We start from the raw sequence: 16,571 nt of genomic DNA on the forward strand, positions 1-16,571 counted from the left end.
CGAGCTTTTGAAAGGGTTAAAATCTTTATTCCTAGACCAGGAAGATATTCACTCCATTATTTCAGGAGTCCAAGAAGGTTTGAAGGAACAGCTTATTGCTGGTTTATCGGGGTCATCTAGAACGGTATTAACTGCGGCTATTTATGAGCAGATTAAAAGACCAATTTTGTTTATTACCCATAATCTATTGCAGGCGCAAAAATTATACGAAGATATTGTAAATCTAGTAAGTGAGGATGAAGTTTTTCTATTTCCTGCAAATGAGTTAATTGCAGCAGAAATGAGTATTGCCAGTCCTGAATTAAAGGCCCAAAGGATTGAGGCATTAAACCATTTAAGCAAGACAAACAAAGGTATTATTATTGTTCCAATTGCTGGACTTAGAAAGGTCATTCCACCTAAGTCATTGTGGAAGCAGTACCAGCTATCGTTTAAATTAGGCGATGATTTGGATGTCACTAAGGTTCTTACTACTTTTGTGAAGATGGGTTATGTTCGTTCGGAAATGGTTTCTACACCAGGGGAGTTTAGTATAAGGGGCGGCATTATCGATATTTATCCTCTAACAGTCAGCAACCCAATAAGAATAGAATTATTTGATACTGAAATCGATTCCATCCGCTATTTTTCCTTGGAAGATCAGCGGTCCATTGAAAAGACAACAGAAGTTCTAATTGGTCCTGCTACAGAGGTGCTTTTTGAAGCAGAGGAATTTAGCAGGGTAATTGGTAAGTTAGAGGACGGATTGGCTAAGAGTTTACGTAAATTAAAGGATGATAAGGCAAAGATTCAGCTATCGCAGAATATTAGCTTTGAACTTGAACAACTTAAAAATGGTCAGAAACCAGACCAAGTATTTAAATATCTTTCATTAGCCTATAAAGGTGATACTAGTTTGCTAGACTACCTTCCGCGTAACGGAATGGTATTTATTGATGAAATCAGCCGGGTTCAAGAAATGAATGAATCATTAGTGAAAGAAGAAGCGGAATGGTATACATCCCTGCTTAGTGAAGGTCAAATCATTCATGATTTGACAATTTCTCATGACATACATGGGCTCCTTCAAAAAAGTGCGTTCCCAATTCTTTATATGAGTTTGTTTCTTCGGCATGTGGCAAATACAAGCCCGCAAAATATCATTAATGTTTCCTGCAAACAAATGCAAAACTTCCATGGTCAAATGCACCTGCTTAAAGCAGAAGTAGAAAGATGGAAGAAAGGTAATTTTTCTATCCTTTTTTTAGGAGCAGATGATGATAGAGTAAAAAAACTAGAACAAGTTTTAGAGGATTATGAAATAGAAGCATCCATCTCAAAGAACAATCAGCAGCTTTTACCTGGAAAAGTCCAGATTATGAAAGGGAACCTGCAAACTGGCTTTGAGCTTTCCATACAGAAAATTGCTGTGATTACAGAAGAAGAGCTCTTTACGAAACGTGTCAAAAAGTCCACTACTAATAGACAAAAGCTTTCAAATGCTGAAAGAATTAAGAGTTATTCTGAACTTAAAATTGGCGACCATGTCGTTCATGTTAATCATGGAATAGGTAAGTATTTAGGAATTGAGACATTGGTAATCAATGGAGTCCATAAGGATTATCTCCATATCCGCTATCAGGGGTCTGATAAGCTTTACGTTCCTGTTGAACAAATCGACCTTGTCCAGAAGTATGTTGGTTCGGAAGGGAAAGAACCAAAAATCTACAAACTGGGCGGCAGTGATTGGAAAAAGGTGAAGAAGAAGGTACAATCTACTGTCCAAGACATTGCCGATGATTTAATTAAGCTTTACGCTGAGCGTGAAGCAGCGGTTGGTTATGGCTTCTCTCCTGATGGTGATATGCAAAGAGAGTTTGAAGCGGCTTTTGCTTATCAGGAAACGGAAGATCAGCTCCGTTCCATCCATGAGATTAAGAAGGATATGGAAAAGTCTAGACCTATGGACCGTTTGCTTTGCGGTGATGTGGGTTATGGAAAAACGGAGGTTGCGATTCGCGCCGCCTTCAAAGCAATGGCGGATGGAAAACAGGTGGCGCTCTTAGTGCCAACAACGATTTTGGCCCAACAGCATTTTGAAACGATGAGAGAAAGATTCCAGGACTATCCAATCAATATTGGACTTTTAAGCCGCTTTCGTTCGAAAAAACAACAAACGGAAACGATAAAAGGGCTAAAGGCTGGAACAGTGGATGTAGTAGTTGGAACACATCGGATTTTATCAAAGGATATTGTCTATCGTGATTTAGGATTATTAATTATTGATGAAGAACAAAGATTTGGCGTAACCCATAAAGAAAAGATCAAAAGGTTAAAAACGAATGTTGATGTATTAACATTGACCGCGACTCCAATACCGAGAACGCTTCATATGTCGATGCTTGGTGTTCGTGATCTATCTGTTATTGAGACACCGCCTGAGAACCGATTCCCTGTCCAAACCTATGTAATGGAATACAATGGATCGCTAGTTAGAGAAGCGATTGAGCGGGAGTTGGCACGTGACGGACAAGTATACTTCTTATATAACAGAGTAGAGGACATTGAACGAAAGGCAGAAGAAATATCGATGCTCGTTCCTGATGCCCGCGTAACATTCGCCCATGGACAAATGTCAGAAAATGAATTGGAATCTGTTATGCTCAGCTTCCTATCCGGAGAGTTTGATGTTCTTGTCAGCACAACCATTATTGAGACTGGGGTAGATATTCCAAATGTGAATACGCTGATTGTCTATGATGCGGATAGAATGGGACTTTCCCAGCTTTACCAGCTTCGTGGACGTGTCGGCAGGTCAAATCGCGTCGCTTATGCTTATTTCACTCACCGTAAGGACAAAGTGTTGACTGAAGTGGCTGAAAAACGATTACAGGCGATTAAGGAGTTTACAGAGTTAGGCTCCGGCTTTAAAATTGCCATGCGGGACTTATCGATTAGAGGTGCAGGGAACCTGCTGGGAGCACAGCAGCACGGATTTATTGACTCTGTTGGGTTTGATTTGTATTCCCAAATGCTTAAAGAAGCGATTGAGGAAAAGAAAGGCGATTTGAAAGCAGAACAAAAAGCAACAGTGGAAATTGATTTAGAAATAGACGCGTATATTCCAGATACCTACATCAAAGATGGGCATCAAAAAATCGAGATGTATAAGCGCTTTAGAGGAGCGCAAACCCTGGAGGATATAGAGGAACTTCAAGCAGAAATGCTCGATCGATTTGGTGAATACCCAGAAGAAGTCGATTATCTATTCCAAGTAGCCGAAATGAAGGTTTATGCACTATTAGCAGGTGTTGAAGTGATTAAGCAAGTAAAGCAGGAAGTAACGATCTTAGTAAATGAAGTGGCAAGCAGTTCAATTGATGGTCAGAAGGTATTCGAATTGAGCAGTAAATATCCAAGAATGATTGGTCTTGGAATGGATGGTCAGAAACTTAAATTGACGATACAAACGAAAGGCACTGATACTGCCCGCTGGCTAAATATCGCATTTGAATTAATAAAAGGCCTTCAAACAGCAAAAAGAGGCCAGGAAAATCCTGTTTAAATGGATTTACCGTGAAAAGGGACACTCTTTCTGCTTCCAATATAGGATAAATTCCTTGTCTAGTTCCAGCGCCTAGGGGCTCGGGTCATAAGCTTGTCTAGTTTCGGCTCCTTGGGACTCGAGTCATAATCCGCCCCCTGAAGAAGGCAAAGAGCGCCTTCTTGCAGGGTTCGTCTTATGCCTTCGTCCCAGGGCAGTCGCCTCCACCTTTCCGACAATCCGTCAAAAAGGTTAAAGAACAACCTTTCTGCCGGCTCGTCTTATGCCTGTCGCCCCTGTGCACAAAGGGAAGCTCCTTTGAATAATCTTCACAGGAACAAGCTGTGCTTGTTCCGAAGGCGCTTCCATTTTTCGGTGTTTGTGAAAAAATATTACGGATGTGTATAGAACTTTCCAGATGAAAGATACTAAGTTCAAAGTTGGTAGTGATTAGCAAAGTTGTAACGCCTTGATAGTCACTAACCAGGTTAGTTAAAATCATCAGATGAAAGTGAGGCAACATTGGATGAAAGCAACTGGAATAGTTCGTCGAATCGATGATTTGGGTCGTGTTGTCATTCCCAAAGAAATACGCAGAACACTGCGTATCCGTGAGGGGGATCCGTTAGAGATCTTTGTAGATCGAGATGGGGAAGTTATTTTAAAGAAGTATTCACCAATCAGCGAGTTAAGCGATTTTGCCAAAGAATATGCAGAAGCCCTTTTTGACAGCCTCGGGAATCCGGTACTAATTTGTGATAGAGATAGTTATATTGCGTTAGCAGGTAGTTCGAAAAAAGATTATTTAAATAAAAATATAAGCGATCTAGTGGAAAAAACCATGGAAGAGCGCAATTCCGTTCTTGTAACCCAACAAGGTGATATCTCGTTGGCTGATGGGAATGATGAAACCATCTCATCTTATACAATTGGGCCAATCATTGCAAATGGTGACCCAATCGGAGCGGTAATCATTTATGCAAAAGAGGGTACACTTGGTGAAGTAGAGAAGAAGGCTGTTGAAACAGCAGCTGGATTTTTAGCAAGACAAATGGAGTCCTAGAACTAATAGTATACTTACAAATAAAAGAGACAGCCTTTGCTGTCTTTTTTATTTATGTGAAATCCTGCTATCGTCTAAAGTAACTTGTGGACTTGGCTTAACGCGCGCTTCCGCCTTTTAAACTGTGATATAATACTCTCGAGTTTATTTAAGGAGATTAGAAATGAAGCCAGTAAATCAATCGAGAGCTCTTTTTAGGGGGGCTTTTATTTTAGCGGCAGCAGCACTAGTAACTAAGATTCTAAGTGCTGTTTATAGGATTCCGTTTCAAAACATTGTCGGTGATATTGGCTTTTACATATATCAGCAAGTATACCCGTTTTACGGACTGGCTATGGTGCTGGCTACTACTGGTTTTCCAGTGGTGATATCCAAACTGTATGCAGAACAAAAGGCGAAAAATGATCATGAGAAAACGAGACGGCTTTTATTTGTGTCATTTGTCATTTTACAGTTATTTGGCCTCATCTGTTTTTTAATCCTTTATTTAGGTGCAGATTTTATTGCATTATGGATGAATGATGAGCAGTTAGCGATTTTATTGAAAGTTGTTTCCATCGTTTTTTTACTCTTCCCGATTACTTCTATCCTAAGAGGGTACTATCAGGGAAAGGGGGATATGCTTCCGACTGCCTTATCTCAGGTAGGAGAACAATTAATTCGAGCCTTTACGATTCTCCTTTCTGCCTATATTTTAACAGAGTTAGGATATTCGCGTTATCTCATTGGCGGTGGCGCCATGTTTGGCTCAATTACAGGAAGTATGGTATCAGCCATTATTTTGTTTACATTCCTTTGGATTCGTAAAGAATGGAAAATAATCGCTCCAAGGAAAGGAATGCTCCTTGGCTATTATCGAGAGGCAGGAGAGATTGTAAAAGCCCTAACCTTTCAAGGTCTTACGATCTGTATTAGTGGAATGCTAATGATTTTTATTCAAATGGCAGATGCATTGAACCTATATTCCTTACTCACAGAAAGTGGTTATGAACAGGATGTGGCAAAAGGGTTAAAGGGCATATTTGACCGTGGGCAGCCATTAATCCAGTTAGGTACGATTATTGCAGCTTCCATGTCCTTATCGCTTGTTCCCTTAATAACAAGTGCACGAATGAAAAAGGATTACTCATTCCTTAAGGATAAAATTCAGCTCGCCATTAGGGTAAGTATCGTGATTGGTGTAGGTGCATCGGTAGGCTTATGGGCAATTATCGAACCTGTGAATATTATGTTATTTAAAAATAACTCAGGTTCCTCCGTGTTAGGAATTCTTAGTTTTGTCATCTTGCTTAGCTCCATCATCACCACGATTATTGCGATTATGCAGGGGTTAGGTTCATTGTTTTTTCCAGCAGCAGCAGTGCTTGCTGCATTTCCTTTAAAGTACGGCTTTAATGCATTAATGGTCCCCGTATTTGGAACAGCGGGAGCAGCTTATGCTTCCCTATCAACCTTAGTGCTGGTTAGCTTGCTTTTATATGTTAAATTTAAAAAAATGCAGTCCTTTTCGCTGATAACCCTTCAATTTCTTGGGGTCATTGTGTCAGCAGCTGTTGTAATGGTGTTATTTTTAAAAGGCAGCTTGGCCCTAATTGATATGATTACAATACCAGCAGGTACTGAAAGAATAATGGCAACAATCAAAGCTCTTGGCGGTGCTTTTTCGGGAGGGTTCCTATTCTTATTTATTATCATTAGAGGAGGAGTCTTTTTGGAGAAGGAACTATCATTATTTCCATTCGGGAGCAAATTGAGCCTTTTATTATCCAAAAAGAATAGGAGTTAACTATTTATGGGCAAATCAATTGAAATTCTCGGTTTGGGAGCTGGAGACCTCGATCAACTCCCTTTTGGTATTTATAAAAAATTAGTTCAGGCAACTCATGTTTATTTGAGGACCAAAGAACACCCTGTTGTGATGGAATTGGAAAAGGAGAACTTCCGCTATACTTCCTTTGATTCCATCTATGAAAAACATGATCAGTTTGAGGACGTTTATCAAGAGATTGTCCAAACTTTACTGCAAAAGGCAAATGGAGAAGAGGTAATCTATGCGGTGCCTGGTCACCCGCTGGTTGCTGAGCGGACAGTGCAATTGCTCTTGGAATACGGTCCAAAAGAGAATGTTGAAATTTTAATTGGCGGCGGACAAAGTTTTGTCGATGCTCTTTTTCAGTCATTAAAAATTGATCCAGTCGACGGTTTTCAACTTCTTGATGGTACTTCCCTTCATTCCAGCCAGCTGCAAATCGATCAACATATCTTCATTAGTCAAGTTTATGACCAATTTGTAGCCTCAAATATTAAGCTGACTCTAATGGAAAGGCTTCCTGATGATTACGAAGTTGTGATTGTTCGTGCCGCTGGGAGCAGCCAGGAACAAATTGATCGGATTCCTTTATATGAGCTGGATCGGAAGGTTACCCTTGATAACCTTACTTCAGTTTATGTTCCTCCCGTACAGGATGAACAAATTATGCTTAAAAACTTCTCTAAGCTGCGCAGTATCATTGCAACACTAAGAGGCCCGAATGGTTGTCCGTGGGATAAAGAACAAACACATGAATCTCTAAAAAAATACTTAATTGAAGAAACGTATGAAGTCATTGAGGCCATTGATAGTGGTGATATTGACCATTTAATAGAAGAGCTTGGTGATGTCATGCTTCAAGTGATGCTTCATGCTCAAATTGGTGAGGATGAAGGATATTTTGCGATTGAAGATGTTATTGAGATTCTTTCCGCAAAGATGATTCGCAGGCATCCACATGTATTTGGTGATAAACAAGCAGAAGACTCAAAAGAAGTACTCCTGAATTGGCAGGAAATTAAAAAGCAAGAAAAAGGGGAAAAGGAAGCCTCTTTGCTGGATGGAGTTTCTAAAGCGATGCCAAATTTGGTAAGGGCATATGAAATTCAAAGGAAAGCGGCAAAGGTTGGCTTTGATTGGCAGGAGATTACACCTGCTTTAGAGAAGGTAAAAGAGGAGCTAAAGGAATTCGAGGATGAGTTGACAGGTGAGACTAAGAATCTGGAGGCTGCAAAAAAGGAATTTGGTGATATTCTTTTTGCCTTCGTAAATGTTGCGAGGTTTTTAGACATTCATCCAGAAGAGGCATTATTTGAGACAAACGAAAAGTTTATAAGAAGGTTCCGGTTTATTGAGGAAAAAGTAAAAAACAGTAATAAGCCAATAGAAGATTATTCCTTGGAAGAACTTGATCGGTTCTGGGATGAAGCAAAAGCAAACGGACTTTAAGATTGGAGGAGCTTTTATGAGATTAGATAAGTATTTAAAGGTATCAAGATTAATTAAGAGAAGGACGCTCGCAAAGGAAGTATCCGACCAAGGCAGAATTCTTGTGAACGGGAAGGAAGCGAAGGCAAGTACGACTGTCAAAGTTGGTGACGAGCTAACGATTCGCCTTGGACAAAGGCTTGTTACAGCAAGAATTGATGTTATTCAAGATACAACTCGAAAAGAAGCAGCTGCTGAAATGTATACGATTATTAAAGACGAAAGACTGAATGAATCACAGCTCTAATCTTGGCAGTAAAAAGGCTTGTTCTAATTCATTTATCCATTACATAAAAATGTAGTAAATGGATGTACAAATGGATTGTGAGGGATGAATGATGAGCCAATATTATGAAACAAACTCTGTTAAAAGCACTGTTCCAGAGCATGATGTTATCATGAGAGGGAGAAAACTCCTCGATATAACAGGTGTTAAACAAGTAGAAAGCTTTGATAATGAAGAGTTCTTATTGGAAACTTCTATGGGCTTTTTAGCTATTAAAGGGCAAAACCTGCAAATGAAAAATCTAGACGTTGAAAAGGGAATTGTCTCCATTAAGGGAAAAATCTTTGATTTGGTTTATTTAGATGAACAGCATGGGGAGAAAGCTAAAGGGTTCTTTAGTAAGTTATTCCGATGACACTGTCTACCCAATTCCTTACCATGCTTTCGATGATCGGAATGGGGTCCCTGTTTGGAGCAATGTTTGATACCTATCAGCGATTCTTAGATCGTCCTAATCGAAATTCTTGGATTGTTTTTTTTAATGACTTGTTATTTTGGGTCATTCAGGCACTAATCATCTTTTATATTTTGTTCCTTGTTAACAATGGAGAATTGCGTTTCTATATTTTTGTAGCACTTCTTTGTGGTTTTGCTGCTTATCAGAGTTTATTTAAAGGTATTTATTTGAAATCACTTGAATTTATGATAAATACCGTAATTGCCATTTACCGATTTATGAGAAGGGCATTCCTGCTGATCATCTATAAACCTGTCCTAGGTCTCATCCAATTGGTGATATCCATAGTGATCCTACTTGGCAGGGGGCTTTTTTCCCTTGTTCAATTTGTTTTAAAGATTGTATTATTTGTTTTCAAAGTCCTGTCGACAATAGTTGGGAAAATATTATGGATTATATGGAAACTTTTGCCGAAAGGTATTAAAAAATACGTCGAGAAGTTATATAATAGAGCGGCAGGAATTTTTATGGAAATCAAGAATTACTTATTTAAGTTAATTAAAAAATGGAAAAAACCAAAAAAGTAAAGGAGGGATGGGAAATTGAGTACAGTTAGAGATAAGAATATAGCAAAAATCGAGACAACCTATGTACACCAGCAAGAAATAGCCGAAATTGCATCTGCTAGAAAAAGGAAATTACTTTATCGAAGACTTTCTTTATTTATAGTGTTTGCGGCCGTCATGTCTTATTTAATGATCAGTAGCTTTATTTCCCAGTCCTCAGCATTAGAAGAAAAAGTAGCTCAAAAAGAACAACTAGAGCAACAGCTGTCAGAATTGAAAAAACAACAGGAAATTCTAAACGAGGATATCGTCAAATTAAATGATGATGAATACTTGGCCAAGCTCGCTAGAAAAGAATATTTCTTCTCGGAAAACGGTGAAATTATCTTCAATATTCCTGAAGAGAATGAAGGTAAAAACAACCAATAACTAGTCTTATTGACACTTATTTTTCCCATTTTGTATAATATAAGATATGTATGATTTTTTTAATTCTTAAGGAGGAAAAATTTTTTTATGTCAATCGAAGTAGGCAGCAAGTTACAAGGAAAGGTAACAGGGATAACGAATTTCGGAGCTTTTGTGGAGCTGCCTGATGGCTCAACTGGACTCGTACACATCAGTGAGGTTGCTGACAATTATGTGAAAGATATCAATGATCATCTTAAAGTTGGTGACCAAGTAGAGGTTAAAGTCATCAATGTCGAGAAAGATGGGAAAATTGGGTTATCCATAAAAAAGGCAAAAGATAGACCAGAGGCTCAGCAAAGGTCCCACTCACACTCGAACTCCCATTCACAACGCCCTCGCCAGGGAAGACAGAATGATAGAAATGCTCCAAGAGCCGAGACGTTTGAGTCGAAAATGGCGAAGTTTTTAAAAGATAGTGAGGATCGTTTAACTTCTTTAAAACGCCACACTGAATCCAAACGTGGCGGAAGAGGAGCTAGAAGGGGTTAACTTGCTGTTTATTTGTTTGAATCTAGCAGACATTTAAATAATTTCCTATTTTGTAAGACAGGTCCTAGCGGCTTGTCTTTCTTGTTTTCGTTATTCTTATTGACAACTTTTCTTACTCTATGTATTATATAATTTGTGCCTAATACTTGGCGGTGTAGCTCAGCTGGCTAGAGCGTACGGTTCATACCCGTAAGGTCGGGGGTTCGATCCCCTCCGCCGCTATATAGAAAAGTGAAAGCGCCTTGCTCAAGGAAAAAAGCAGTTCATTTTTTCTCAGGGGCGACAGGCATAAGACGAGCCGGCATGAAGGTTGCTCTTTAACCTTCTTGACGGATTGGCTTATGACCCGAGCCCCTAGGCGTTGCAGCTAGACAGTACGAAAAGCGAAAGCGCCTAGGCGCAGCAGCTAGACATACGAAAAGGAAGTATCGATTTTTATAATCGGTGCTTCTTTTTTTTTATGTAAAAAACTCCGAATTCCGACAGCAAACCAATATTCAAACATTATTTGAATGAATATAGTGAAAACCGTCGAACAAAATTTTCTGAATGTTCACTAATTTGACAAACTTCTAATTCTATTAAACTTATAATAGCTGTTAACGAGAATTAATAGAGGAGTGTGAAAGATGGAAAAGCTAGAACGGAGTTTACTAGAACCGGTCGGAGAGGTTAACTTTCAATCCACTAAATGGACGTGGGAGAGTATCATAAAAAAAATCCAGTTAAAAGTTGAATCTTTCTTCTTAATAAAAGGTTATCTTTTACTTTTGGTAGGATTCTTACTAGGAAGGGCTTTGATATTGTCCACGCTTGCTCCCTTCAGTCTGCCATTCTTCGCTGCAGTCTTTTTAATAAAAAGGGATCGCTCCCCGCTAGCCTTAGTGGGCCTCGTTGCTGGAGCAGCCACCATATCCTTAAAGAATGCAGCCTTTACCTTCTTGGTATCGGTATTATTTCTAGTAATTTATCGGATAAGTGAGAAGTGGATAAAAAATGAAATGAGAATGATTCCATTTTTTGTGGCCATCATTCTTGGAATAGGGAAGTTTGCGGAAGCTTTTATTATTTCTAGACAATTGTCATTATATGACGCAATGATGGTTGGTGTTCAGGCAAGTTTGGCCTTTATCCTAACGCTCATCTTTTTACAGAGTATCCCCTTGTTAATTTTAAATAAGCGCAGGCAATTATTAAAAACAGAGGAAATTGTTTGTTTAATCATTATGCTTGCCTCCATTATGACGGGTACCATTGGGTGGAAAATTTATGATTTATCACTTGAACATATTATGTCCCGCTATCTAGTTTTAGTATTTTCATTTATTGCTGGTGCAACTGTCGGTTCGACAGTAGGGGTCGTAACCGGTTTAATATTTAGTCTTGCTAGTGTTTCAAGCTTCTATCATATGAGTCTGCTAGCCTTTTCAGGGGTGCTGGGCGGCTTATTAAAGGAAGGAAAAAAAGTAGGGGTTGCGATTGGACTGTTTATTGCCACTCTCCTAATTGGAATGTATGGCCAAGAGGGTGGTACAGAAAGCTTAACGATTACAATATTGGAGTCGGCCGCTGCAATTGTCCTTTTCCTGCTTACCCCGCAAGTATTTACTTCTAGATTGGCAAAATATATTCCTGGTACACCTGAGTATACAACTGAGCAGCAGAAATACATGAGAAAAATGCGTGATGTTACAGCGCAAAGGGTCGCTCAATTTTCCAATGTTTTTAATGCCCTTTCAAAAAGTTTTTCTCAAATGGAAGAAAAACCGGGTGATGATGACCATGAACGTGAAATGGACTATTTTATGAGTCATGTAACCGAGAAAACATGTAACACATGCTTCAAGAAGGAGCAGTGCTGGGCAAAGAACTTTACTTCAACCTATGGCTACCTTGAGGAAATTATTCATGAGATGGACCAAAACGATGGGGTAGTTTCAACAAGACTATCACGAGAGTGGGACAAGTACTGCACCCGATCGAAAAGAGTATATGAGGCCATTGGGCAGGAACTAACCTTTTATCAAGCTAACCAAAAATTAAAGAAACAAGTTAAAGAAAGCAGGAAGCTGGTTGCAGACCAACTTCTTGGTGTATCAGAAGTAATGGAAAATTTCGCTAAGGAAATTCAGCGCGAAAGGGAGAACCACCATAAACAGGAAGAACAAATAATGGAAGCGATTCAAGCTTTCGGAATGCATGTCGAGCATGTCGAGATTTATAGTCTAGAATCCGGTAATGTCGATATTGAAATGTCTGTTCCGTTCTGTAATGGGCATGGTGAGTGTGAAAAATTAATAGCCCCAATGCTATCTGATATTCTTGGAGAACAAATTATTGTTACTTCTGAAGAATGTGCTGCCTATCCAAATGGTTTCTGTCATGTAGTCTTTCGTTCCTCAAAAGCCTTTACCGTTGAAACCGGAATGGCTCACGCTGCAATGGACGGAGGCTTTGTATCGGGTGATAGCTATTCAACGATGGAATTAGGTTTGGGGAAATTCGCCATTGCTATTAGTGACGGCATGGGGAATGGCGAAAGGGCTCATTATGAGAGCAAAGAGACATTGCAGCTGTTACAAAAAATACTTCAATCAGGTATTGAGGAAAAGGTGGCAATTAAATCTGTTAATTCCATTCTTTCGCTGCGAACGACTGATGAAATTTTCGCAACATTAGATCTAGCTATGATTGACCTGCAAAACGCTTCAGCTAAATTCCTAAAGATCGGTTCAACTCCAAGTTTTATCAAAAGGGGAAATAAAGTAATTAAAATTCAAGCAAGCAATCTGCCGATTGGTATTTTAGAAGAATTTGAGGTGGATGTAGTAAGTGAGCAGTTAAAGGCAGGAGATTTGCTTATTATGATGAGTGATGGAATATTTGAGGGTCCTAAGCATGTGGAGAATTATGACTTGTGGATGAAACGGAAAATACAAGAGTTACAAACAGACGACCCTCAGGAAATTTCAGATTTAATACTGGAAGAAGTGATTCGTTCCAGAGATAACATGATTGGAGATGATATGACCATAGCTGTAGCGAAAATAAAACATAATACCCCTAAATGGGCAAGTATTCCTGTTACAAAGATGAAGAAAAGAGCTTAATCAACTATTTTGTCCGGTTTATCCCTTCATTATGTATAAATCCCCTCCACCGTGTCGAAAATGGAAGTAACTCGATAAGTGGAGGGAGAATGAGTATGTATACAGGTAAAATTCGTCAGATTCTATTAATAACGGATGGCTGTTCGAATCAAGGGGAAGACCCTGTTGCCATGGCCGCATTAGCGAAAGAACAAGGTATCTCCGTAAATGTAATTGGCGTAATGGAGCAGGATGTAATTGATGAAAAGGGAATGACGGAAATTGAAGGAATAGCAATGTCCGGTGGCGGAGTTAGTCAAATTGTTTATGCTCAAGCCCTCTCCCAAACCGTTCAAATGGTCACACGGAAAGCAATGACACAGACCATTCAAGGTGTGGTAAACAGGGAATTGCAACAAATTCTTGGTCGTTCACAAACCATTGAAGATCTTCCTCCTGAAAAAAGAGGGGAAGTAATGGAGGTAGTCGACGAACTTGGAGAGACTGTCGAATTAGAGGTGTTGATTCTTGTCGATACCAGCGCAAGTATGAAACACAAGCTTCCTACGGTTAAAGAAGCACTACTTGATCTTTCTCTAAGCTTGAATGCACGTACAGGTGATAATCAGTTTGCTGTTTTTGTATTTCCCGGGAAAAAGAATGATGTCGAAAAAATTCTAGATTGGACGCCAAAGCTACAATCTTTGACAAGTATCTTCTCTCAACTGACAACAGGAGGTATTACCCCCACAGGTCCTGCTATCCGAACAGCACTTTCATCATTTAATTCAAAACGATCATTAAGGAGCCTTATGGACGGTGATGATGAATCATTCCTTGAAGAGTCGATGTAAAGTAAATCCTGGCACAGTAATCACTGGGAAATGGCATTCGAACAAATATACCATTTTAAAGGAATTAGGATATGGAGCAAACGGCATTGTCTATCTTGCGAGGTTTAAAAATACGCAGGTAGCGTTAAAGATGAGCGATAACGGAATGTCCATTACCTCTGAGGTCAATGTATTACGATCGTTTGCAAAGGTCCAAGGGTCAACCCTCGGACCTTCTTTACTTGATGTCGATGATTGGACTAGTAATCGCGGGCAGATTTCTTTTTATGCCATGGAATATATACAAGGACCTGACTTGTTGACCTTTATCCAAACAAAAGGCAAATCATGGACAACGGTTCTTTTTCTTCAATTATTAAAGGACTTGAATAAATTACATGATAATGGCTGGGTATTCGGAGACCTAAAGCCAGAAAACCTAATTGTTACTGGACCAACCCCAAGAATACGGTGTATAGATGTCGGCGGAACGACACTAAAAGGAAGAGCCATTAAGGAATTCACTGAGTTTTATGATCGAGGATATTGGGGACTTGGAACAAGGAAGGCAGACCCTGCCTATGATTTATTTGCAGTTGCTATGATTATGATAAACACAGCCTATCCAAAACGATTTAATAAGACAACAGGCGGATTATCGCAGCTTAGAGAAGCGATAAGGAGACAAAAAGATTTACTTCCAATTGAAAAGGTCATCGTTAAAGCACTTCAGGGACAATACGGAAGTGCGCTTCAAATGAGAACGGAATTAATGTCATTATTTATTGATAAGGAAAGCCATGACCCATTGTCTAAATCAGCGGCAGCTAGTAACAAAAGTACGATACAAAAACAAAAATTCAGCACATCAGGCATGCAGCAACAACCTAAAACCAGACAGATTTACCGAAGAAAAAAGAAAAAGAGCGGTTGGATGGAAACGCTCATCATCACGATTTTCCTTGCGTTTATGTACTCTTTGTATGTATTTCAAAAACTTCTATGATTTTTGAAACTAAAGGCTACATAAAACGTATAAGAGTGAAGGACACAAAGGCCTAATCCATTAGGTCTTTGTTTTTGATAGATTAGTCATAAAAGTGGTAAGCTAGTGGTATTCAAAAATTTTTAAACTATTTTTTAAGGAAGAATGCATAATGTTTGAAACTAAGGTAGGAGCACTACTTAATCGCCACTCATTTCAACTTGAGAATAAAAAAATAGTGGTTGGTGTTTCAGGCGGTCCAGATTCTCTGGCATTGCTGCATTACTTATGGGAACAAAAGGAAAATCAAAACCTTTCTATTGTAGCAGCACATGTTGATCATATGTTCCGTGGTCAAGAGTCGTTTGAAGACGCTTTATTTGTAGAAGATTATTGTAAACAAAATGGCATTCCATTTGAAATGGCACGAATCAATGTCCCTGAAATCATTGAGAAAACGAAGAAAAACTCGCAAGTTGCATCAAGACATGCAAGATATGAGTTTTTTGAAGAAATTATGGAAAAATACAGTTATAACTATCTAGCACTAGGTCACCACGGGGATGATCAGGTGGAAACCATTTTAATGCGTTTAACAAGAGGAAGTTCTGCGGCTGCAAGAGCGGGTATTCCGTTCATGAGACCTTTTGGAAAAGGGTTTATCTTTCGCCCTTTCTTAGCTTTAACAAAGGTGGAACTTGCAGAGTATTGTCAGAAACAGAACTTGGTGCCAAGAATAGATCCAAGCAATAAAAAAAATATTTACAGCAGGAATCGTTTCCGTAACGAAGTACTCCCTTTTTTAAAGCTCGAAAATCAACATGTACATGAGCATTTTCAACGTTTTAGTGAAGATGTCCAGAATGATGAATTACTTCTTCAGGAATTAACTGTCCAAAGAATGAATAAAGTAATGAAAATAAGAGAAAAAAATAAAATCACGTTTGATATTCTCCGTTTTTTAGAAATGCCAATTTCTTTACAAAGAAGAGGGATTCAACTAATATTAAACTATCTTTACCAAGTTATACCTGTGTCACTTTCGGCTTTACATATTGATCATGTTCTATCTTTAATTCAAAATCAGCATCCTTCAGGAATCCTGGATTTTCCCAACGGTTTAAAAGTCATTCGATCATATTCGCTTTTATCATTTCAATTTGAAGTAAGCGAGGCATCTCCGTATTTCTTTGAATTATCGGGGCCTGGTGTAATTGATTTACCAAATGGGGCAAGAATAAGAATGGATGTTATTAATGATAAAGAAAACATTGATAAAGAAGGTTGTTATGCACGATTTCCTACTGACAAGATTAAGCTGCCCATTGAGATTCGAACGAGAAAAACAGGGGATCGCATGAACCCTAAAGGAATGACAGGAACAAAAAAGCTAAAAGATATTTTTATTAATAGTAAAGTTCCTCTTCAGGAACGAGATACATGGCCGGTCATTACTGACAAAAATGGGTTGATTCTTTGGCTTCCTGGAATTAAAAAATCAGTATTTGAAGGCATTAATCATTCAACAAGTCAGTATATACTACTCACATATTATAAGTAATGATTCTTCT

General features: G+C 38.9%; 13 protein-coding genes and 1 tRNA gene. All 14 read left to right on the plus strand.

The features are described 5' to 3' along the window. The first annotated feature begins 7 nt into the window (after positions 1-7). The 14 genes from mfd (at position 8) to tilS (ending at position 16,561) form a co-directional block, all read left to right on the plus strand. Entirely contained in the window at positions 8-3,544 is a 3,537-nt protein-coding gene (gene mfd, locus AC2TFD_RS00475) for a transcription-repair coupling factor (protein ID WP_335515766.1), read from the plus strand. A 505-nt stretch (positions 3,545-4,049) separates the two neighbouring features. Next, positions 4,050-4,586, plus strand: a complete 537-nt coding sequence (gene spoVT / locus AC2TFD_RS00480) for a stage V sporulation protein T (RefSeq protein ID WP_335515768.1) — start codon at positions 4,050-4,052, stop codon at positions 4,584-4,586. Between the two features lie 163 nt (positions 4,587-4,749). Beyond that, positions 4,750-6,372 carry a putative polysaccharide biosynthesis protein gene (locus AC2TFD_RS00485; RefSeq protein WP_335515772.1) on the plus strand — a complete coding sequence of 541 codons (1,623 nt, stop codon included), beginning with the start codon at positions 4,750-4,752 and terminating at the stop codon, positions 6,370-6,372. 6 nt (positions 6,373-6,378) lie between these two features. After that, the gene (gene yabN, locus AC2TFD_RS00490) at positions 6,379-7,845 is read left to right on the plus strand and encodes a bifunctional methyltransferase/pyrophosphohydrolase YabN (RefSeq protein ID WP_335569137.1); all 1,467 of its coding nucleotides are present in this window, start codon (positions 6,379-6,381) and stop codon (positions 7,843-7,845) included. A gap of 16 nt (positions 7,846-7,861) precedes the next feature. Further along, positions 7,862-8,131 carry an RNA-binding S4 domain-containing protein gene (locus AC2TFD_RS00495; RefSeq protein WP_335515778.1) on the plus strand — a complete coding sequence of 90 codons (270 nt, stop codon included), beginning with the start codon at positions 7,862-7,864 and terminating at the stop codon, positions 8,129-8,131. Positions 8,132-8,222: 91 nt separating this feature from the next. After that, the gene (gene yabP, locus AC2TFD_RS00500) at positions 8,223-8,525 is read left to right on the plus strand and encodes a sporulation protein YabP (RefSeq protein ID WP_090767943.1); all 303 of its coding nucleotides are present in this window, start codon (positions 8,223-8,225) and stop codon (positions 8,523-8,525) included. Beyond that, on the plus strand, positions 8,522-9,154 hold the full coding sequence (gene yabQ, locus AC2TFD_RS00505; protein WP_484674787.1) for a spore cortex biosynthesis protein YabQ: 633 nt from the start codon (positions 8,522-8,524) through the stop codon (positions 9,152-9,154). The genes yabP and yabQ overlap by 4 nt, the downstream gene beginning before the upstream one ends. Positions 9,155-9,169: 15 nt before the next feature. Continuing rightward, positions 9,170-9,562 (plus strand): FtsB family cell division protein, encoded by a 393-nt coding sequence (locus AC2TFD_RS00510; RefSeq protein ID WP_335515783.1) that lies wholly within the window; start codon positions 9,170-9,172, stop codon positions 9,560-9,562. A gap of 87 nt (positions 9,563-9,649) precedes the next feature. Next, the gene (locus tag AC2TFD_RS00515) at positions 9,650-10,093 is read left to right on the plus strand and encodes a S1 domain-containing RNA-binding protein (protein ID WP_335515786.1); all 444 of its coding nucleotides are present in this window, start codon (positions 9,650-9,652) and stop codon (positions 10,091-10,093) included. 148 nt (positions 10,094-10,241) lie between these two features. Next, a tRNA-Met gene (locus AC2TFD_RS00520) sits at positions 10,242-10,315 on the plus strand. Between the two features lie 407 nt (positions 10,316-10,722). Continuing rightward, the gene (gene spoIIE / locus AC2TFD_RS00525; protein ID WP_335569136.1) at positions 10,723-13,203 is read left to right on the plus strand and encodes a stage II sporulation protein E; all 2,481 of its coding nucleotides are present in this window, start codon (positions 10,723-10,725) and stop codon (positions 13,201-13,203) included. Positions 13,204-13,298: 95 nt separating this feature from the next. Continuing rightward, positions 13,299-14,036 carry a vWA domain-containing protein gene (locus AC2TFD_RS00530; protein ID WP_335569135.1) on the plus strand — a complete coding sequence of 246 codons (738 nt, stop codon included), beginning with the start codon at positions 13,299-13,301 and terminating at the stop codon, positions 14,034-14,036. Then, entirely contained in the window at positions 14,005-15,021 is a 1,017-nt protein-coding gene (locus tag AC2TFD_RS00535; RefSeq protein ID WP_335515809.1) for a serine/threonine protein kinase, read from the plus strand. Before AC2TFD_RS00530 ends, AC2TFD_RS00535 begins: the two co-directional genes overlap by 32 nt. A 151-nt stretch (positions 15,022-15,172) precedes the next feature. Further along, positions 15,173-16,561, plus strand: coding sequence for a tRNA lysidine(34) synthetase TilS (gene tilS / locus AC2TFD_RS00540; RefSeq protein ID WP_335515795.1), 1,389 nt, complete (start codon positions 15,173-15,175; stop codon positions 16,559-16,561). Positions 16,562-16,571: the final 10 nt, after the last annotated feature.

The organism is Neobacillus sp. plas4 (assembly GCF_057221695.1).